Source organism: Isoptericola jiangsuensis (assembly GCF_048320105.1).
Taxonomy (GTDB): Bacteria; Actinomycetota; Actinomycetes; order Actinomycetales; family Cellulomonadaceae; genus Isoptericola; species Isoptericola jiangsuensis_A.
The window spans coordinates 1,958,082-1,977,561 of sequence record NZ_CP182942.1; the positions used below are offsets into that span (position 1 = coordinate 1,958,082).

The 19,480-nt window shown below is 74.0% G+C and carries 16 protein-coding genes; 11 read left to right on the forward strand and 5 right to left on the reverse strand.

The genetic code is table 11. The features are described 5' to 3' along the window. Nucleotides 1–58 precede the first annotated feature (58 nt). Nucleotides 59–820 (forward strand): alpha/beta hydrolase family protein, encoded by a 762-nt coding sequence (locus tag ACNHYB_RS09170; protein WP_418275043.1) that lies wholly within the window; start codon nt 59–61, stop codon nt 818–820. Here the strand turns inward: ACNHYB_RS09170 and ACNHYB_RS09175 are convergent. The 3 genes from ACNHYB_RS09175 to ACNHYB_RS09185 all read right to left on the reverse strand — a co-directional run bounded on the left by ACNHYB_RS09175 (nt 807) and on the right by ACNHYB_RS09185 (nt 4,069). Further along, complete coding sequence (locus ACNHYB_RS09175; protein ID WP_418275044.1) at nt 807–2,393, reverse strand: DUF7059 domain-containing protein; 1,587 nt, start codon at nt 2,391–2,393, stop codon at nt 807–809. The genes ACNHYB_RS09170 and ACNHYB_RS09175 overlap by 14 nt on opposite strands. Further along, nucleotides 2,390–2,914: a hypothetical protein gene (locus ACNHYB_RS09180; protein ID WP_418275045.1), complete on the reverse strand. Its 525-nt coding sequence runs from the start codon at nt 2,912–2,914 to the stop codon at nt 2,390–2,392. Before ACNHYB_RS09180 ends, ACNHYB_RS09175 begins: the two co-directional genes overlap by 4 nt. A 96-nt stretch (nt 2,915–3,010) precedes the next feature. Beyond that, nucleotides 3,011–4,069, reverse strand: a complete 1,059-nt coding sequence (locus ACNHYB_RS09185; protein ID WP_418275046.1) for a hypothetical protein — start codon at nt 4,067–4,069, stop codon at nt 3,011–3,013. Nucleotides 4,070–4,169: 100 nt separating this feature from the next. On the opposite strand from ACNHYB_RS09185, the gene ACNHYB_RS09190 reads away from it, so the two are divergent. Together ACNHYB_RS09190 and ACNHYB_RS09195 are read left to right on the forward strand one after the other, a co-directional pair. Continuing rightward, on the forward strand, nt 4,170–4,703 hold the full coding sequence (locus ACNHYB_RS09190; protein WP_418278023.1) for a DinB family protein: 534 nt from the start codon (nt 4,170–4,172) through the stop codon (nt 4,701–4,703). Beyond that, complete coding sequence (locus ACNHYB_RS09195; protein WP_418275047.1) at nt 4,700–5,698, forward strand: aminoglycoside phosphotransferase family protein; 999 nt, start codon at nt 4,700–4,702, stop codon at nt 5,696–5,698. The genes ACNHYB_RS09190 and ACNHYB_RS09195 overlap by 4 nt, the downstream gene beginning before the upstream one ends. Nucleotides 5,699–5,727: 29 nt before the next feature. Here the strand turns inward: ACNHYB_RS09195 and ACNHYB_RS09200 are convergent, their stop codons facing one another. Further along, nucleotides 5,728–6,720 (reverse strand): LacI family DNA-binding transcriptional regulator, encoded by a 993-nt coding sequence (locus tag ACNHYB_RS09200; RefSeq protein ID WP_418275048.1) that lies wholly within the window; start codon nt 6,718–6,720, stop codon nt 5,728–5,730. Nucleotides 6,721–6,874: 154 nt separating this feature from the next. Between ACNHYB_RS09200 and ACNHYB_RS09205 the strand changes: the two genes are divergently transcribed. From ACNHYB_RS09205 to ACNHYB_RS09220, 4 genes are all read left to right on the forward strand, one after another. After that, entirely contained in the window at nt 6,875–8,668 is a 1,794-nt protein-coding gene (locus tag ACNHYB_RS09205; RefSeq protein WP_418275049.1) for an HAD family hydrolase, read from the forward strand. A gap of 85 nt (nt 8,669–8,753) precedes the next feature. Then, nucleotides 8,754–9,731 carry a cell division protein FtsQ gene (locus ACNHYB_RS09210; RefSeq protein WP_418275050.1) on the forward strand — a complete coding sequence of 326 codons (978 nt, stop codon included), beginning with the start codon at nt 8,754–8,756 and terminating at the stop codon, nt 9,729–9,731. Beyond that, nucleotides 9,731–11,563 (forward strand): ABC transporter ATP-binding protein, encoded by a 1,833-nt coding sequence (locus tag ACNHYB_RS09215; RefSeq protein WP_418275051.1) that lies wholly within the window; start codon nt 9,731–9,733, stop codon nt 11,561–11,563. Before ACNHYB_RS09210 ends, ACNHYB_RS09215 begins: the two co-directional genes overlap by 1 nt. Further along, nucleotides 11,560–12,423: an energy-coupling factor transporter transmembrane component T family protein gene (locus ACNHYB_RS09220; protein WP_418275052.1), complete on the forward strand. Its 864-nt coding sequence runs from the start codon at nt 11,560–11,562 to the stop codon at nt 12,421–12,423. The genes ACNHYB_RS09215 and ACNHYB_RS09220 overlap by 4 nt, the downstream gene beginning before the upstream one ends. A 99-nt stretch (nt 12,424–12,522) precedes the next feature. Here the strand turns inward: ACNHYB_RS09220 and ACNHYB_RS09225 are convergent, their stop codons facing one another. Next, nucleotides 12,523–14,820, reverse strand: a complete 2,298-nt coding sequence (locus ACNHYB_RS09225) for a sodium-translocating pyrophosphatase (RefSeq protein ID WP_418275053.1) — start codon at nt 14,818–14,820, stop codon at nt 12,523–12,525. A 289-nt stretch (nt 14,821–15,109) separates the two neighbouring features. Between ACNHYB_RS09225 and ACNHYB_RS09230 the strand changes: the two genes are divergently transcribed. From ACNHYB_RS09230 to ACNHYB_RS09245, 4 genes are read left to right on the forward strand one after another with little or no spacing between them, the layout of a single operon-like run. Continuing rightward, complete coding sequence (locus ACNHYB_RS09230; protein ID WP_418275054.1) at nt 15,110–16,861, forward strand: carbon starvation protein A; 1,752 nt, start codon at nt 15,110–15,112, stop codon at nt 16,859–16,861. Further along, nucleotides 16,861–17,118: a cory-CC-star protein gene (locus tag ACNHYB_RS09235; RefSeq protein WP_418275055.1), complete on the forward strand. Its 258-nt coding sequence runs from the start codon at nt 16,861–16,863 to the stop codon at nt 17,116–17,118. Before ACNHYB_RS09230 ends, ACNHYB_RS09235 begins: the two co-directional genes overlap by 1 nt. Further along, a complete protein-coding gene (locus tag ACNHYB_RS09240; protein WP_418275056.1) occupies nt 17,109–18,092 on the forward strand; it encodes an ArsA family ATPase in 984 nt (327 codons plus the stop codon). The genes ACNHYB_RS09235 and ACNHYB_RS09240 overlap by 10 nt, the downstream gene beginning before the upstream one ends. Before the next feature lie 56 nt (nt 18,093–18,148). Next, entirely contained in the window at nt 18,149–19,471 is a 1,323-nt protein-coding gene (locus ACNHYB_RS09245) for a M18 family aminopeptidase (protein ID WP_418275057.1), read from the forward strand. Nucleotides 19,472–19,480: the final 9 nt, after the last annotated feature.

A 19,480-nucleotide genomic window follows, 5' to 3' on the forward strand; every position in this document is an offset into this window, starting at 1 on the left:
TGCGGGCGAAACATCGATCGTGCGACAACGGTGTCAGACCGATCGAGAGGACGAGGACATGGCCGAACGAGTGACCTTCACGGGCAGCACGGGATCGAAGCTCGCGGGGCTGGTCGACGTCCCCGAGGGCGAGGTGCGGGGCTGGGGAGTGTTCGTGCACGGGTTCACCCTCGGCAAGGACTCCCCCGCCGCCGCCCGGATATGCAAGCAGCTCGCCGCCGAGGGCATCGGGATGCTGCGCTACGACAACCTCGGGCTCGGCGACTCCGAGGGCGACTGGGGCGACGGGTCGTTCACGGTCAAGGTGGCCGACACCGTGCTCGCCGCGGAGCTCATGGCCGACCGCGGGACCCCCGTCGAGCTCGTGGCCGGGCACTCCTGGGGCGGGGCGGCCGCCATCGCCGCCGCTCCGGCCATCCCGGGCGCCCGCGCCGTCGCGACCGTGTGTGCGCCGTTCGACCCGAGCCACGCCGAGCACCACTACGACGACCTGGTCGACGAGGTCCTCGCCGAGGGCAACGCCGTCTGGCAGGTCGGTGGCAAGCGCCTCAACCTCAAGCGCGGCATGGTCGAGGACGTGCGCGCCGCCGACCTCGCGCACCGGATCCCCCAGCTCGGGCTGCCGCTGCTCGTGATGCACTCGCCCACGGACAACACCGTCGGCATCGACAACGCCAGCGAGATCTTCCGCGCCGCCCGCCACCCCCGCAGCTTCGTGTCGCTGGAGGGCTCCGACCACCTGCTCACACGGCAGGGTCAGGCCCAGCGGGCCGGACGCATCATCAGCGCCTGGGCCCACCAGTACCTCACGCAGGACTGAGGAAACCGTCCCGGACGAGCCCGCGCACCGCGGGCAGCAGCTCGGCCGCGAGATCGTCGGCACCGACGCCCAGCAGAGCACCCAGCGCCCCCACGATCTGCGCGACGGTCAGCTCGCCGTCGCACACCCCGACGAACGCCGCCAGGCCCGTCGAGGCGTGCACGCCGCGGCCCAGCCCGTCGCCCTGACGCACGACGACGACGTTCGGGTCGCTCGCGCCGGGCGTGAGGTAGCGCTCCTCGGAGACGTCGTCGGCCCGCACGAGCCGCTCGGCGCCGAGGGCGGCGTCGTCGCGGGCCGTCAGCCAGTCGTACGCGGCGAGGGAGGCGGCGAGGTGCGCGCCGAGCGGCTGGCGCACCGCGCCGTGGTGGTCCTCCAGACGCCGCAGCGCCGGGTGGGAGGAGGCCGCGCCGTCGGACGCACCGCCACCCGGGCGACGCAGGGTGACGATGCCGAACCCGATCGCCTCCACGTCACGGCTCGCGAAGTCGTCCAGCCAGGCGCCGTAGGCCGCCGCCCACGCCGCCGGGTCCCGGTCCGCCGTCGTGCCCCCGTCACGGATCCACGTCTCGGCGTACTCCGCGGGATCGAGCAGCTCGCGCTGGATCACCCAGCCGTCCAGCCCGGAGGCGTCGAGCCAGGAGCCGACCCGCTCGGTCCAGTCCTCACCACGGCGGTGCTCCCAGTTGCCGAGCAGCTGCGCCACACCTCCGGGGGCGAGCACCTCCCCGACACCGGTGACCAGGTCGCGCACCAGGTCGTCGCCCGACCGGCCTCCGTCGCGGTACTCGAACTCCCCCAGCGCCTCGGAGACGGCGGCACCCGCCGCCCCCGCGTGCGGGGTGATGACGAACGGCGGGTTGGACACCACCAGGTCGAACCGGTCGTCCGCGACGGGCTCCAGCATCGAACCGTGGCGCAGGTCGACGTGCGCCCGCGGGGCGTTGAGCTCGGCGTTGAACCGGGCGAAGCCCAGCGCGCGTCGCGAGATGTCCGTGGCGACGACAGCGTCGGCGTGCCGCGCGGCGTGCAGCGCCTGGATGCCGCACCCCGTGCCGAGGTCGAGCACCCGCCCGACCGGGGTACGCACCGTCACCTGGGCGAGCGTCGTCGAGGCTCCCCCCGCGCCGAGCACGTGGTCGGTCGCCAGCCGCCCGGCCGTCACCGCCTCGCCCAGGTCGCTGGACAACCACCACTGGACCGGGCCACGGGCGTCCGTCGCCGCGTACGGCCGCAGGTCGACGACGGCACGGACGGCGTCGTCGTCCCCCGCCCCGGCCACGTCCACCAGGCCGAGCGCTGCCGCACCGGCGGCACCCACCCCCGGCAGGGCGGCGTCGAGCGCCGCCCGGCGCACCTGGCCGCCCAGGAGGAAGAGCTCGGTGAGCGTCGCGCGCGGGTCGCTGCCCGCCGCGGCCGTGACCCGACGGGCCGGCAGCGGCTGCTCGCGGTGCAGCGCCGCCGAGGCGACCGGCCCCAGGAGGTCCTCGACGCCGTCGACCGTGAAGCCCGAGTCGTGCAACGCCGACCGCAGGCCGGCGACGTCGCCCGCCGGGGGCGGCGCGGAGGTCATCCGCGGCACCCGTCGTCGAGGTAGGCGGTCACCTGCGCGTGCGCGGCCGCGGCGCGCGTCGTGTCCACGTCGGTGAACGTCAGCGTGAGCACCGAGGCGACCTCGTCGGCGTCGTCCGCGTCCACGTCCGCCAGCGCGTCGACGGCCGTCTTCAGGTACGTCTCCATCCCGTCGAAGCCGTGACCCTCCGGCGCCTCCGCGGACGACAGGGACCGGTACGCCTCCCGGAACCCCGCCACCAGCAGGCGCGGACGCTCCTCGTCGATGCCTGCGAGAGCACGGTTGGTCTCGGCCCACGCCTGCTGCAGCTCGGCGCACTCCGCGCTCAGGGACGTGGACGGCGAGGGCACGTCACCGCCGCCCACCGTCAGGTTCGAGTCGATGGAGATGCCGGGCACGGGCTCGGACGGCGCGGGCGCCGGGTCCGCGTCGGAGCTGCAGGCGCCCAGGACCAGCGCCGGGACCAGCACGGCGACGGTCCTCACCAGGGCTCGTCGGGTACGCAGGGCAGAGGTCGGCATCACACCATGGTGGCCCAGGACGCAGGCAGGCGGAAATCTGCCACCCCGACCCGTGACCGTTCTCACGCGGCGAACCGGACGAACCGGACGCACCGCTCAGAGCGCGCAGTTGTCGCCGAGATAGGCCGTGACGCGTTGCGACGCCGCCGTCATCTCGTCCGTGTCGAGGGACGCCAGCGCGGTGACGACCGCGGGCTCGACGCCGTCCTCCTCCACGTCGGCGACGGCGTCGGCCATCGCCGTGACGTACGCCAGGACGATCTGCCAGTCCTGGGCGACGGGCGCCGGCGGCGTCGAGGACGCCAGCGCCTCCTCGGCCCCGACGAACCCCTTGCGGAGCGTCTCGGGCGACGCCAGGTCCATGCGCACCTGCGCGGCCGCCGCCCGGGCCCACGACACCTGGGCCTCGGAGCACGCCGCCGGCGACACCGCGGCCGCCGTGACCGTCGCCGACGGGTCGCCACCGCCCACCGCGTCCAGGCCGGCCCCCGCACCGACCCCCGCGACGAGCGCCACCCCGGCCGCCGCCACCAGCGTGCCGCGGCGGGCGAACACCCCGGTGGGACGGCGTCGTGCCAGGCCGACGGCCCGGCGGCCGTTCTCCCCCACCCACTGCTGGACGTCGGGTCGCGAGGTGGGGCGCCGCTCCCGGCGGCTCGGCGCGTCGGAGCCGGCGTCGGGGAGCGGGTCCGGGCCGGTGCCAGGGACGGGGCCGGGGCCGGCGCCGGCGCCGAGGTCCGGGAAGGGATCGGAGCCCGCACCGGGGCCGCGGCCCTGGTCGGGGCGAGGCGTGGTGAGCACGTCGAAGGGCGACGGCGTCGCGGAGCCGTCCGGCCGGGGTTGCGGGCGCTGCGCTCCCGCGGACCCCTGGGATCCCCGGGACCCCGGAGACCCCGGGGACTTCTTGGACCCCGGGGACTTCTTGCGCCCCTTGGTGCGCCGGGTGGGCTTGTCGCGGAACGTGCCCGCGACGTCGACCGTCCCGTCGAGGACGTCGTCGAGCGCCGGGACGTCGACGGCGAACGCCCTGGGCGCCCACACAGGTCGGTCGGTGGACGCTCCCGCGGCGGGAGCCTCGGAGGGCACGTCGGCCCGCACGTCCGCACCGTCGGCGACGTGCCCGAACACGTCGCCGGGGGCGGGGGGCTGCCTCATGATCGGGAAGGCTACCGCGCGGCGCGCCGACCTTGTCCAGATCGTTGCCTTCTTGACCTTGACCTGGCAGGCGCCCGACGGCGAGATTATGCGAGTGACGATGACAACGGGCATGTGGGTCGCCCCCGAGAAGGATCCGCGCACCACCGGGGTCGATCCGATCGGCGAGAAGGAGACCCTCTGGGAATACCTCTGCCGGTACCGCATGACCCTGGTCATGAAGTGCGACGGCCTCGACGCCGAACAGCTCGCTCGCCGTAGCGTCGTCCCCTCGACCCTGTCGCTGCTCGGCCTGGTGCGGCACCTGGCCAACGTGGAGCACCACTGGTTCACCCGGGTGCTGCGGGGCACCAACGAGCTCGGTCCCTTCGAGATCGCCGGTGCGGACGACGTCGACTTCGACGACGCCATCGGCACCGACGAGTGCGTCGTCGAGGCGTGGCAGGCGTGGCACGCGGCCGTCGACGCCGCCGACGAGCACATGGTCGACGAGGACCTCGACCGGGAGGTCCCGTTCGACGGCGGCACCGTCGAGGTCCGCGACGTCGTCATCCACATGGTCGAGGAGTACGCGCGCCACATGGGGCACGCCGACCTGCTGCGCGAGTGCGTGGACGGCCGCATCGGCCTGTGAGCCCCTGGTCGTCCGTCCCCGCAGCGCTGCGGGCGTCGCACCTGACCTTCTACGGCGACGCCGGCACCGCCTGGGACGCTGCCGCACCCGCGCTGGCCGCCCGGTTCACCGAGGAGTGGCGGCTCGCTCCCGACGGCCCGACGACGCACGGCGGGGTCGCGTGGATCCTGCCCGTCCGGCGTTCCGACGGCACCCCGGCCACGCTCAAGCTGCAGCCCCTCGACGCCGAGACGGCCGGCGAGCCGACCGCTCTGCGCGCCTGGGCCGGCGACGGCGCGGTGCGGCTGCTGGAGCACGACCCGGACACCGGCGCGATGCTCCTCGAGCGCCTCGACGACCGGTCGCTGGCCGACGTGCCCGACGACGTCACCGCGACCGAGGTGATCGCCGAGCTGCTCGCCCACCTGCACCGCCACCCTGCGCCGGACGGTCTGCGACGGCTCGACGACGTGCTCGCCTCGCTGCTGGAGCGGGCCGACGCCGCCCGCGGCACGCTGCGCGACGCCGAGGGGAACGACCTGCTCGACCGGTGCGCCGCCGTCGGGCGCGAGCTGGCCGGGGACGCTGCCGGCGAGACGTTGCTCCACTGGGACCTGCACTGCGCGAACGTGCTGGCGTCCAGGGAGCCGGAGCGCGGCTCCTGGCTGGCGATCGACCCCAAGCCTCTCGTCGGCGACCCCGGCTACGAGCTGCTGGCTCCGCTGCACAACCGGTGGGACGACCTCGTGCGAGGCGGTGCCGCGCGGGAAGGGGCCGTGCGGGATGGGGCACCCGGTGGCGAGCGTGGTGGCTCCCGAGGTCGGCTGGAGCGGCGGGTGCTGCACCGGTTCGACGTGCTGCGCGCCGGCGAAGGGCTGGATCGCGGGCGCGCCGCCGCGTGGACCTGCGTGCGCGTGCTGGAGAACCTCGTGTGGGAGGCGGGGGCGACGGACTCGACGTGGTCGTCGGCCCCGGACCGGGTGATCGCGCGGGTGCTGCTGCCCCTGGTGGGGTGAGCGCCGTGTACCTCCCGGCGGCCGGGACCTCAGGTCGAGTCACGCACCACCAGCCGCGGCTCCAGCACCTCGTGCACGTCCTCGGCGCGGCCACCGAGCCGGTCGACGAGCAGCTCCACGGCCCTGGCCCCCATGACCTCGCGCTGCTGCTGGACGCTGGTGAGCCGGGGGCGGGCACGCCGCGCGAGCACGGTGTCGTCGTACCCGACGACCGCGAGGTCGGCCGGGACGCGCAGGCCGACGTCGAGGGCGCCGTCGAGCACGTCGCACGCCTCGACGTCGTTGCGGGCGAACACGGCGGTGGTGCCGTCGTCGAGCAGTCCGGCGAGCGCCGTGGCGTCCGGCTCGACGACCCGGGACAGCCCGCCGAGCCCTGCCGCCTGCATGGCGGCCTCGTAGCCGCGGCGTCGGGCGAGGCCGGCGGGTCGTCGCGACCCGTTGACGTGCACGATCCGTTCGTGGCCTCGCGCCACCAGGTGGTCGACGACGAGCGCGGCGCCGTGCTCGTCGTCGTTGTTGACCGAGTCGACGCCGGTGACGGGTTCGGCGGTGCGGCCGACGACGACCACGGGGGCGCGCCGGGCGGCCGCCACGAGCACGGGTTCGGGCACCCAGGAGGACACGACCACGAGGCCGTCGACCCCGAGGTCGAGGAGCTGGTGGACGCGGTCGCCGAGGCGGCCGCGCTCGCGGGATCCGTGCGCGAGGACGACGGACAGCCCGGCGGTCTCGGCGGCGTCCTCGACGGAGGCGACGATCTCTGTGTGGTACGGGTTGTCGAGGCTGGAGATCACGGCGCCGACGAGCATGGAGCGGCCCTGCTTGAGGGCGCGCGCGCTGAGCGAGGGCCGGTAGCCGACGTGGTCGGCGACCGTGACGATCCGTTCCCGGGTCTCGGCGGAGACGCCGGGGTCGCCGCGCAGGGCGAGCGAGACGAGCGACTTGGAGACCCCGGCCGCGGCGGCGACGTCGAGCAGGGTGGGGCGGGCGCGGCGCGGCGGGCGTGTCGGTGAGGCGGGCACGGGCTCATCCTGCCCAGCGTGCGGCCACGGCGCGACGGCGCCGCGCCCGCCGGACCTGATTCGACCTGGAACGTTCCAGACGTTCCGCCGTCGTTCACCGCCAGGCCACGCGCACGACGCCGCGACGTCGCCGCCCGTCCCTAGCGTCGACGTCGTGACCATCGCCTCCACCTCGACCCCCTCCACCGCTCCCGACGCCCCGGACGCCGAGGACGCCGCGCCCCGCGCCGTGCAAGACGCCACGGAAGACGCCACGGGAGCCGCCGTGCCCGCACCGGCGCTGCGGGTGCGGCCGGCCGCGCTGCTGCTCGACTTCGGCGGCGTCGTGCTGACCACGTCCGAGCGAGCGGGCGGCACCGAGGAGATGGCCCGGCACCTGGTCGACGTGCTGGCCCGCGCGGGCCACCGTCGCTCCGCGGCCGAGCTGGCCGTGCACCTGCGCGCCGGCCGCACCGCCCTCGGCTACTGGAAGAACGCGGCGTCGCGCCGCCTCGAACCGGTCGAGCTCGACCACCGCACCATCTGGCGCGAGTTCTACGGCTCCGCCCTCACGCCGGCGGAGCGGGAGGTGCTCGCCGGTTCCGCGGGCGAGCTGCAGCACCGGCTCACGCGCACCCTCACCGATCACACGGTGCGGCCCGGCATCCGCGACCTGCTCGCCACTGCGGCCGAGCTGGGCGTGCCGGTCGGGATCGTCTCCAACGCCCACTCGGGCCGCGCGCACCGCGAGATCCTCGCCGACGCCGGGATCGCCGACGCGTTCGCCGTGCAGGTCTACTCCGACGAGGTCGGCATCCGCAAGCCTCACCCGGGCATGCTGGACCTGGCGGCCCGCGCCCTCGGCACGACGCCGCAGGACTGCTGGTACGTGGGCGACACGTTCGACCGGGACGTCGTCGCCGGACGGCGGGCCGCCGCGGGCGCGGTGATCCTCACCCGCGACCACCACACCGACCGCACCCCCTTCGCCGTCGGCGACTCCCCCGACCTCGAGCTGCCGGACCCGCGCGGCCTCGTGGACCTGCTGCGCGACGCCGCACCCTTCCCCGCGCACGACCGCACGGGCCCGGGCGCCAGCACGGTCCCCAGCGCGAGCACCGACACCCGCGCGGCGCTCCGCACCGGCGAGCGCCGCGACCCGGCCACCGCTCTGCTCCTCGACCACGGCGGGGTGATCGCCGTCTCGACCCTCGACGACGCCGTGCGCCGGGAGTTCGCCGCCGAGCTCGCGCACCGGCTCACCGCCGCCGGATTCGCCACCACCACCCACGAGGCGACCGAGGTGCTGCACCGTGCCCGCGCCGCGCACAAGGCGTGGAAGCGGGACAACGAGGCCGGCAGCGGGTCCGACGACGGCGCGGTCCCGGAGATCGACGCGCCCACGTTCTGGGTCGACCTCGTCGGCCCGGAGCTGGAGCAGCACGGCGAGGCCGTGCGCCACTGGCTGCGCGCCGAGGCGCACGACCTCATGCTCGGCTACGCGCGGACCAAGTCGGTCCCCACGGTGCGGCCCGGCGTCCGCGAGCTGCTGGAGGCCGCGCGCGCCGCGGGCGTCCCCGTCGCCGTCGTCTCCAACACCGTGTGCGGGCGGGCGGTGCGCGCCGAGCTGGTCGAGGAGGGTCTCGACCACCTCGTCGGCGCCCACGTCTACTCCGACGAGCTGGGACGGCGCAAGCCCGACCCGACGACGGTGCGCACCGCGCTGCGCGCGCTCGGCGTCGACGCGCAGGGCGCCGCGCGGGCGGTCTTCGTCGGCGACAAGCCCCAGCGGGACGTCGCCGCCGCCCGGGCCGCCGGGGTCGGCACCGTCGTCCTGCTGCGCGGCGGGTCCACCGACGACGCCACCCTCGACGCGCTGCCCGCCGGCGGCGCGACCACCCCCGACCACGTGCTCCCCGACCCGGCCGACGTCGTCGCGCTGGTCACCGGTGCGCACGTTCCCGGCTGAGCCGGGTCGCACCACCCGCACCACCACACCCGCTCCACCACCCTGCACGATCCCGACGAGCACCACCTGACCCAGGAAGGCCACCATGACCAGCTCGCCGACCACCGAGCCCGCCCGCACCGAACCCCGTCCCCCGCACCGCCGTGCGCACGACCCGCACGGCGTCTCCGGCTCCCAGAAGCTGATGATCCTCGTGCTGTCGATGACGCTGTTCGGCGTCGCCGACATCGTGGCCGACATGCTGCCGTCGTTCGAGGTGGGCCCCCTGGAGTTCGAGGTCGCCTACTTCGCGTTCATCCCCGTCGTGCTCGCCGCCCTGCTCAGCCCGCTGTGGGTGGCGCTGGGTGTCGCGATCGGCGAGGCCGTCATCGCCGACCTCCTGCTCGGCAGCTTCGGCGGCTTCGGCGAGCTGGAAGGGTTCCTGCAGCTCTTCATCGGCACGTACGTCGCCGGCTGCCTGGTGAAGGACCCGCGCAAGGTGTCCCAGCTGTTCGCCGCCGCCCTCGCCCTGGTCTCGATCGACAAGGTCTCCTCGGCGATCATCGACGTCGCCAAGGTCGCCGTCGGCGTGGACCCGGAGACCCTGGACGACGCCGGCGGCACCCTCGCAGCCGTCGCGATCTCGGAGACGCTCGAGCTCGTCATGGCGCTGATCATCACCGGCGTGGTGTTCGGCGGCCTCGCAGCGGCCTGGCTGGCCCCGCGCCTCTACGGCAAGATCGAGCCGCTCATGGGCCTGCGGCCGCGCGACCCGCAGAACCCGCCGCGGCTCGTGGGTCCGTGGGGTCTGTCGTTCTGGTGGGTGGCGGTCCTCGGCATCCTGCTGGCGGCCACGATGGGCGTGCTGAGCCAGTGGGAGGAGTTCGTCGGGCGCGAGGACGACGCCGTGACGACCGTCGGGTCGTTCGACGCCGAGCTCGCCGACACCTACGGCGCGAACGTGCCGTGGATCGCGGCGCTCGTCGGGCTCGTCGTCGGCCTGGCCGTGGTGCTCACTGTCGCCGCGCTGGTGCGCCGCCGTCGCGACGCCCGCGCCGCGCTCGACTCCGACGGCGGCCGCTGATGACGTCGCCGACCACGGCCCCGCCGTCGGACCCTGTGGCGGACGACGTGCCCGCCGTCGAGATCGCAGGCCTGACGTTCCGCTACCCGGGCGCCGAGCGCGATTCGTTGCGGGGGGTGGACCTGCGGATCGAGCAGGGCGACTTCGTGGCCGTGGTCGGCGGCAACGGCTCCGGCAAGACCACGCTGTGCAAGGCGTTCAACGGCCTGGTGCCGCACTTCTGGAACGGTGACCTGTCCGGGAGCGTGCGGGTGCTGGGCCGGGGCACGACGACGTCGAGCGTGGCCGAGCTCGGCCACGACGTCGGGTACGTGTTCCAGGACTTCGGCAACCAGCTCGTGCGGCCCACGGTGCGCGACGACGTCGCGTTCGCCCCGCTGAACCACGGCCACCCCGACTGGGAGGCCCGCACGGGTCGCGCGCTGGCCGCGCTCGACCTCGAGCCGATCGGCGACACCTTCACCTGGCAGCTCTCCGGCGGGCAGCAGCACCTCACGGCGCTGGCCGGTGCGCTGGCGCTCGCCCCGCGGCTGCTGGTCGTGGACGAGCCCGCCGCGGAGGTGGACCCGGCCCGTGCCACCGCGATCTACGAGCACCTGGCGCGCCTCAACGCCCAGGGCGTCACGGTCGTGGTGATCGAGCACCACGCCGAGCTGGTCGCCCGGTACGCCCGGTCGGTCGTGCTCATGGCCGACGGCGCACCGCGCTGGCACCTGCCCGTGCGGGAGGCGCTGGGCCGGGTGGACGACCTCGCCGCTGCCGACATCCCGGCGCCCCAGGTCGTGGACGTGGCCCGGCGCCTCGTCCCCGGCACCCCGCGCCTGCCCCTGACGGTCGAGGAGTGCGCCACCCTGCTGACCGCGACCCTCCCCACCAGCCCCCTCCCCGGACGCCGACCATGCCCTGGCGGCCCGTCCGGCCCGCCGGACGGGCCACGAGGGCATGATCGACCGTCATCAGGGCATGGTCGACAGGGGGAACAGGCCCACGGTGACGGCACGCGCCCCGAGCCGGTCGCGCGCGTGCGCGACGTCGTCCACGGGTACCGCACCGTGGCCGGCCCGCGCAGCACCGTGCTCGACGGCGTGGACCTCGACCTGCACGACGGCGGACGGGTCGCCCTGGTCGGGTCGAACGGCGCCGGGAAGTCCACGCTGCTGAGCCTGCTCGCCGGCCTGTCGCTGCCCCGCGAGGGCTCGGTCGAGGTGTGCGGACGCGACACCCGCCACGCGAGCGCCGCGCAGATCGCCGACGACGTCTGCTACCTCGTGCAGCGGCCCGAGGAGATGTTCCTCACCGACTCGGTACGCGGCGACGTCGCCATGCACCCGCTCGGCCGCCAGGTGCCCGACGCCGACGCGCTGGTGGAGGACGTGCTCGCGCAGATGCAGCTCACCGCCCTGGCGGAGCGCGACGGGCGCCTGCTGTCCGGTGGGCAGCAGCGCCGCGCCGCCCTCGCCGTCGCCCTCGCCATGCGGCCCACCCTGCTGCTGCTCGACGAGCCGACGTCGAGCCTGGACGTGCGGACCCGGGACGACGTCGTGGCGATGCTCGCGGCCATGACGGACCACATCCGCTGCACCGTCGTGGCGACCCACGACATGCACCTGGTCGCGCACTGGGCCGACCGCGTCGTCGTCCTGGACTCCGGTCGCGTGCTCGCCGACACCGACCCCGCCACCCTGTTCGGCTCCCCGGACCTGCTGCGACAGGCCCGCCTGGTGCCGCCGCAGGTCAGCCAGGTCGGTGCGCTGCTCGGCGTCTCGCCCGTCCCCCTGACGGTCGACCAGCTGGTCGCCGCCGTCTGTCGTCCCCTGGAGGTCCCGGCATGAGCGCGACCGTGCAGGACCCGGCGGTCCGCAAGCCGCGACAGCCCCGCAAGCGCACCGGCCTGGACCGTTCCGGGGTGGAGTGGGTCAAGCTCGAGCTGATGCGCGTCGCCTACGCGACCCGCGGCGGGTTCCTCGCCGCCCGCGACCCGCGCGGTGTCGTCGCCTGGTACGCGGTGTGCGCCCTGGCGCCGTGGTTCACCTACGACCTGCGGCTGCTGACGGTGTTCTTCGTCGCGGCCCTGGGCTGCGCGCTGGCGGCGCGGATCGGTCCGCTGCTGCTGGGCCTGTTCGTGCTGTCCACGATCGGCCAGGTCGGATACCTGCTGGTGCTGGTCCTCGTGCTGGGCGGCGAGGTGGGGTCCGTCGTCGCCCTGACGCAGGCCTACCTGAAGCTCAGCACCGTGTCGCTGGTGTCGATGGCGGCGTTCGTGTCGATGGACCCGGAGAAGATCTGTGACGCGCTGATCGCCCTGCGGGCGCCCGCCATCCTCGGGTTCGCCGTCAGCTACGGCTACCGGATGGTGCCGGTGCTGGTCGACGAGTTCCAGACCGTGGTGGACGGCCACCGGATGCGGGGGGCGCCCTCCCGTGGCCCGGGGCTGCTCGGCTGGCGGGCGATCGTGCGCGGGGGCCGGATCGCCGTCCAGGCCTTCTACCCGTTGATCCTCAACACCGCCAAGCGCACCCGCACCACCGTCGAGGCGTTGGAGACCCGCGGGTTCACCGCGGCGATGGAGTCCGGTGCAGGGCGTGAGCAGCGGCTCGCGCACCTGCGCTGGCGCGCCGGTGACACGGCACTCCTGGCCGTGACCGTCGTCGTCATCGTCGCCGCCTACGTGGGACTGCCTGCCATCGCCTGACGGCCCGGCCAGGTCGTTCGGCAGTTCGCGCTTTGTTCGGCAGTTCAAACTGCCGAACGAAGCGCGAACTGCCGAACGAGACCAGCACCGCGCACCGGCTCAGCGCACCGGCACCGCGTCCGTCGGCGTCTCGGCGTCCACGCGGGCGGCCCGCAGCCGCGACCAGACGACCGCGCCCATCGCGATCAGCGCGGCCACGCAGGCGATGGCGATGCGCAGCACGTGGTTCGCGTCGGCCGGGACGCTGAGCATCACGACGGCCGGCGCGATGAGCAGCGAGACCAGGTTCATCACCTTGATGAGCGGATTGATCGCGGGGCCCGCGGTGTCCTTGAACGGGTCGCCGACGGTGTCGCCGATGACGGTGGCCTCGTGCGCCTCGGAACCCTTGCCCCCGTAGGCGCCGTCCTCGACGATCTTCTTCGCGTTGTCCCACGCGCCGCCCGAGTTCGCCAGGAAGATCGCCATGAGCACGCCCGTGCCGATGGTGCCGGCGAGGAACCCGGCCAGCGGCCCCACCCCGAGCCCGAACCCGACCGCGATCGGCGCGAACGCCGCGAGCAGACCGGGCGTGGCGAGCTCGCGCAGCGAGTCCTTGGTGCAGATGTCCACCACGCGCCCGTACTCGGGGCGCTCGTCGTAGGTCATGATCCCGGGGTGCTCGCGGAACTGGCGGCGCACCTCCATGACGATCGCCCCGGCCGCGCGGGTCACGGCGTCGATGGCCAGCCCCGAGAACAGGAACACCGTGGCACCGCCGAGGATCACGCCCACCAGGGTCACGGGCGAGATGATCTCGTAGCTGAGCATGGAGCCCACGAGTCCCGACCCGACGGTCGAGACCTCGGCGACGGCCTTCTCCACGGCGTCCGCGTAGGAGCCGAACAGCGCGGTGGCGGCGAGCACCGCCGTCGCGATCGCGATGCCCTTGGTGATGGCCTTGGTGGTGTTCCCGACGGCGTCCAGGTCGGTGAGGATCTGCGCGGCCTCGCCGTCGTCGGTGTCGGCGTCGACGTCCCGCGACATCTCGTAGATGCCCTGCGCGTTGTCGCTCACGGGACCGAACGTGTCCATCGCGACGATGACGCCGACCGTCGTGAGCAGGCCGCACCCGGCGAGCGCCACGAGGAACAGCGACAGCCAGATGGAGCCGCCGGCCAGCAGGAACACCCCGCAGATCGCGGCGGCGATGATGCCCGCGGTGTAGACCGCGGACTCGAACCCGACGCCGATCCCGGACAGGATCACGGTCGCGGCACCCGTCCTGGAGGTCGCGGCGACGTGCTTGGTCGGCTTGGAGTCGGTGCCCGTGAAGTAGCCGGTGATCCACAGGATCACCCCGGCGAGCACGATCCCGATGAGCACGGCCAGCGAGGCGACCACGCGGGGGTCGGAGGTGACGCCGTCGAGGTCGGCCGTGCCGCCGAGCCCGTCGAACGAGCCCGGCAGGTAGAGGAAGGCGGCCACGGCGGCGAGCGCCGCCCCGACGACGGCGGAGATGTAGAAGCCGCGGTTGATCGCCGTCAGCCCCGACTCGGTGCCGCGGACCTTGGTGATGAGCACGCCCAGGAGCGCCACGAGCGCGCCGATGGCGGTGACGATCAGCGGGAACACGAGCCCCTGCTCGCCCATGACGGCCTTGCCGAGGATGAGCGCCGCGACGAGCGTCACCGCGTAGGACTCGAAGAGGTCGGCGGCCATGCCGGCGCAGTCGCCGACGTTGTCGCCCACGTTGTCGGCGATGGTGGCGGCGTTGCGGGGGTCGTCCTCGGGGATGCCCTGCTCGACCTTGCCGACGAGGTCGGCGCCGACGTCGGCTGCCTTGGTGAAGATGCCGCCACCCACCCGCATGAACATGGCCAGCAGCGCGGCACCGAAGCCGAAGCCCTCGAGCACGGCGGGCGCGTCGCCCTTGTAGATGATGACGACCAGCGCCGCGCCGAAGAGCCCGAGGCCCACGACCGACATCCCGACGACGCCGCCGGTGCGGAAGGCGATGCGGGCGCCCTGGGCGCGGCCGTCGGGCTGGGTGGCGGCGGCGGCGACGCGCACGTTGGCGCGCACGGCGAGCCACATGCCGAGGTAGCCGATGGCGGCGGAGAAGGCGGCGCCCACGAGGAACGCGATCGAGCGCCCGATGCGGACGTCGCCGTCGCCGGGCAGCAGGAACAGCAGCGCGAAGACGACGACGGCGAACAGGGCGAGCGTGCGGAACTGGCGGCTGAGGTACGCCGAGGCGCCCTCCTGGACGGCCCGGCCGATGTCCTGCATGGCGGCGGTGCCGTCGCCCGCGGCGAGGACCTGCCTGCGCAGCGTGGCCGCACAGATCAGCGACGCCAGTCCGATCACCGCGATGACCGCGACGATCGTGATGCTGTCGCTCCCGAGTGTGAGCATCCGTCCTCCTCGACGTGTGCTGCGCGTGCCCTGTCGACGTCGAGCAGGACCTGCACCTGCGGTAAGACCCCGTCGTCGCCGTTGACGACGGGGATGCGCGCGAGTCTACCCACATGTGACGACGGTCACGAACGTGACCGCGCGCCGTCGCGTCGTCGCACGTCGCACGATCGGTGCCCCGGCGTCGCGCGGTCGACGCACGGGTGTCACGCCGCGATGTACCTCACAGGTCCGGACCGGTCGTAGACTCGCCGCGAGACAGTCAAAGACGACCGAATCGGAGCATGTCGTGAATTCCCTGGTGCTGATGGTCATCGGCCTGGCGATGGTGCTGGCCGGATACTTCCTCTACTCGAAGTTCCTGGCCAGCCGGATCTACCGGCTCGACGAGAACTTCCGCACGCCGGCGCACGAGCTGCGCGACGGCGTCGACTACGTCCCGACGAACAAGTTCGTCCTCTGGGGGCACCACTTCACCTCCGTGGCCGGTGCGGCACCGATCGTGGGCCCGGCGGTCGCGGTGATCTGGGGCTGGCTGCCCGCCTTCCTGTGGGTCACCCTGGGCACCGTCTTCTTCGCGGGCATGCACGACCTGGGGGCCCTGTGGGCGTCGGTGCGCAACCGCGGCCGGTCGATGGGGATGCTCTCGGGCCGCTACATCGGCGCCCGCGGCCGGGCACTCTTCCTCGTGGTGATCTTCCTGGTGCTGCTCATGGTGGTCGCCGCGTTCGCCACGGTGATCAAGAACCTGCTGATCTCCACCCCAACCTCCGTCATCCCCGTGTGGGGTGCCGTGCTCGTCGCGCTCGTCGTCGGCCAGATGATCTACCGCTGGAAGATCAACCTGCTGGTCACCACCGTCGTCGGGGTCGTCGCGCTGTACGCGCTGATCATCGTCGGCGACAGGTTCCCCGTCGTGCTGCCGGACCCGATCCTGGGCATGTCGCCCGCGACCTTCTGGATCGTCGCCCTGTTCACCTACGCCGGCATCGCGTCGCTGCTGCCCGTGTGGGTGCTGCTGCAGCCGCGCGACTACATCAACGGCGTGCAGCTCTTCATCGGCCTCGGCATCCTGTACCTGTCGGTCGTGCTGGCGAGCCCTGCCGTCGTCGCCCCGGCGATCAACCACGCCGTCCCCGCCGGGACGCCCAGCATGGTGCCGCTGCTGTTCGTGACGATCGCGTGCGGCGCCATCTCCGGGTTCCACGGCATGGTCGCCTCCGGGACGTCGTCCAAGCAGCTCGACAAGGAGACCGACGCCCGCTTCGTGGGCTACTTCGGCGCGGTGGGCGAGGGCATGCTGGCCCTCGGCGCGATCATCGCCGCCACGGCCGGCTACCAGACGCTCGCCGACTGGGAGGCCGTCTACTCGGCGTTCAACGAGGGCGGCGTGGTCGCGTTCGTCGACGGCGGCGCGTCGATCGTCAACGCCGGCCTCGGCATCCCGGCCTCCCTGTCCGCGACGATCCTGGCCACGATGGCCGTCCTGTTCGCCGCGACCACGATGGACACCGGGGTGCGGCTGCAGCGGTTCGTCGTCCAGGAGGCCGGCGAGATCATGGGCATCACGGTCCGCAAGGGCGTCGCGACCGTGATCGCGCTCGCGGTGGCCGTCGGGCTGACCTTCAGCGCCGGTGGCGACGGTGCGGGCGGGCTGCTCATCTGGCCGCTGTTCGGCACCACGAACCAGCTGCTGGCCTCGCTCACGCTGTCCGTCGTGGCCGTGATGCTGCTGCGTCGACGGCGCAACCCCGTGGTCGTGCTCATCCCGCTGGTCTTCGTGCTGGTCATGTCGGTGTACGCGCTGATCGTGCAGCTCGGCACCTTCTGGAGCGACCAGAACTGGTTCCTGCTGGTCCTGGACCTCATCATCCTCGTGGCCTCCGCCTGGGTCGCGATCGAGGCCGCCGCCGCCATGAACGCCGCTCGCCGCGGTTCGTTCGACCCGGAGACGGACGAGCCGCTGCCCACCGGTTCGGTCAGCAGCGGCACCTCGTCCACGGGTGCCGGGAGCAGCGGCACGGACGTCAAGGACCGCTGATGCGCGGCACCCTGAGCGCCGTCTCGGCGGGCCTGCGGGAGTTCTACGAGGCGCCCTACCGGCGTACTCTCGCGGGAGCCCGCCGCGACGAGGACGACCTGTTCACGCTCGTCGTCCTCGCCGAGGCGCTCGGGGTGCCGAACCCTGCCTCCTACTACACGGTCGAGCTGATGCCGCTGCTGGCGGACCGCGTGCACGAGTGGCACACCCGGCTCGGCATGGACCGTTCTCCTCTGGAGCACGTGTCGTGCTGCTAGACCTCGCGGCCCGCCGGCGGGTGCTGTTCTGCGGAGGCAAGGGCGGCGTCGGCAAGACGTCGATCGCCTCGGCCACCGCGCTGGCCCGCGCCCGCGCCGGCCGGCGGGTCCTGGTGGTGTCCACCGACCCGGCCCACAACCTGGGCCACCTGTGGCAGCGCACGGTGGGCGACGACGTCGTCCGCCTCGCCGAGGGCGTCCCCGCGCACGACGACGGCACCCCGGCCGGGTATCTCGACGGCGTCGAGGTGGACCCGGAGCGCACGACCGCGGCCCACCTGACCGCGGTACGGGCCACGCTGCGCCGGCTCATGCCGGAGCACCTCGGCGGCGAGGTCGACCGGCACCTCGACCTCGCCCGGGACGCCCCGGGGATGCACGAGGCCGCCGTGCTGGAACGGGTGGCCGACCTGGTCGAGGTGGGTCTGACCCGCTACGACCTCGTGGTGTTCGACACCGCGCCGTCGGGCCACACGGCCCGCCTGCTATCCCTGCCCGAGACGATGGGCGCCTGGACGGACGGGCTGCTGCGCCGGCGGGACCGGTCGGAACGGTTCGGCGCCGCCGCGCAGATGCTCGGCGGGCGCGGAGAGGCGGAGGCGGGCCGGGACGCGGAGATCCGCTCGGTGCTCACCCGGCGGCGCGACCGCTTCGCGCTGCTGCGCGAGGTGCTGACCGACCCGGCCCGGAGCGCGTTCGTCGCGGTGCTCGCCGCCGAGCGGCTGCCCGTGCTGGAGACTGTCGAGCTGGTGGCCCAGCTCGAGAAGCTGCAGGTGCCCGTCGGGGGGCTCGTCGTCAACAAGCGTTCCCCCGCCGGTGCAGGGCCGCTGCTCGACGCCCGGCGCGCCACCGAGGCCGAGCACCTGGCCACGCTGGGCGACCGGCTCGGCCACCTGCCGTTGGACGAGGTGCCCCTGCTGCCCGACGACCTGGTCGGCCCCGAGGCGCTCGCCCGGCTCGCCACCTATCTGTAGCCCGGCACCGACCTCCTCGTCTCGGCGTGCGCGGGCGGGGGTGGGAAGATGCGGGCATGTCTGTCGCAGCCAACAGCACGCACGTCCCCGACGAGGCCCGGACCCACACCGAGGACCTCGGTCGGTTCGTCGTCGCCTCACCGTCCTCGTACCACGCCGCCTCCGAGGTGGCCCGCCGCGCCGTCGACGCCGGGTTCGTCGTCCTGGACGAGGCCGACGCCTGGGACCTGGCTCCGGGCGGCCGCTACGTCGTCGTGCGCGACGGGTCGGCGATCGCCGTCGTCGTCCCGCCCGACGCCGGCCCGACGACGCCGTTCTCGGTGCTGGGCACGCACACCGACTCCCCCGGGTTCAAGCTCAAGCCGCAGCCCACGGGCGGTCGCGACGGCTGGTGGCAGGCCGGGGTCGAGGTCTACGGCGGTCCGCTGCTGAACTCCTGGCTGGACCGCGAGCTCGAGCTCGCCGGTCGCCTGGTGACCCGCGACGGCGCCGAGCACCTCGTGCGCACCGGACCGTTCGCCCGCATCCCGCAGCTTGCCGTGCACCTGGACCGTTCGGTCAACGACGGCCTCACCCTCGACCGGCAGCGGCACACCCAGCCGGTGTTCGGGCTCGGCGAGGTCGGCGACGCGGACGTGCTGGCCGAGCTCGCGGCCCGGGCCGAGCTGCCCGACGGCGGGGTCCTCGACCCGGCCGAGATCGCCGGCTACGACGTGGTCGTCGCGGACACCCAGTCCCCGCGCGCGTTCGGTGCCGGCCGCTCGCTGTGGGCCTCGGGGCGCCTGGACAACCTGCTCTCGACGCACGCCGCCCTGGTCGCCCTGCTCGACGCGGACCCGGCGTCGATGTCGTCGGTCGGTGTCGTGGCGGCGTTCGACCACGAGGAGATCGGCTCCGCGTCCCGCTCCGGCGCGGCCGGGCCGTTCCTGGCGGACGTGCTGGGCCGCGTGTCGCGGGCCCTCGGCGCGGGCGGCGAGGACCGCCGTCGGGCGCTGGCCGCCTCGGTGTGCATCAGCTCCGACGTCGGGCACGCCGTGCACCCCAACTACCCGGAGCGGCACGACCCGGCGAACCACCCGGTGGCCGGGGGCGGGCCGATCCTCAAGATCAACGCCGGCCAGCGCTACGCCACGGACGCCCACGGTGCCGCCCTGTGGCAGGCCGCCTGCGACGCGGCCGGGGTGCCCGGCCAGGAGTTCGTCTCGAACAACGCGATCCCCTGCGGCTCCACGATCGGGCCGATCACGGCGACCCGGCTCGGCATCCGCGTGGTCGACGTGGGTGTGCCGATCCTGTCGATGCACTCGGCGCGCGAGCTGACCGCCGTCGTCGACCCCTGGTACCTGTCGCGAGCGATGGCGGCCGTGCTGGTGCGCTGAGCCGGCGGC